Annotated in this window: 1 protein-coding gene; it reads right to left on the minus strand. The window is 70.1% G+C overall.

Going from position 1 to position 508, the window contains the following annotated elements; all coding sequences use genetic code 11:
• Nucleotides 1-508 (minus strand): transposase family protein (locus tag SCWH03_RS28320; protein ID WP_503827456.1); only part of this gene is annotated, 508 nt, incomplete at both ends.

The raw sequence follows: 508 nt of genomic DNA on the forward strand, positions 1-508 counted from the left end.
CGCCCGGCGGATTCGGCGGCCTCGACGGTGTGGCCGACGATGTAGCGGCTGAAGATGTCGATGACGACGTAGGCGTGGTACCAGATGCCCTTGGCCGGTCCGGCCGCCTTGGTGATGTCCCAGGTGAACACCTGTGAGGGCGCGGTGGCGACCAGTTCGGGCACCGTCCTGGCAGGGTGGGTGGCCTGTCTTCGGCGCTCGCCGTTCTGCCCCTTCTCGCGCAGGATCCGGTACATCGTGGAGACGGAGCAGTGGTAGCGTCCGGCATCCAGCTCACGGGCCCAGATCTGTGCGGGCGGGAGCTCGGCGTACTCGCCCGAGTTCATCAATTCCGATACCGCGGCCCGCTCCTGGGCCGTCAGAGCCGAGGGCTGAACCTGCCGCTTGCGGGGCCCTGGCGGTGGCGTCGGCCGCAGTCGGCGGTAGTGGGTCGCCCGGGAGCGGCCGGTCAGCCGGCACGCGGCCGTGATGCCCAGCTCGCCCTCGACACCGGTGAACGCGTCATCGA

Origin of the sequence: Streptomyces pacificus (genome assembly GCF_011766325.1) — a bacterium.
GTDB lineage: Bacteria > Actinomycetota > Actinomycetes > Streptomycetales > Streptomycetaceae > Streptomyces > Streptomyces pacificus.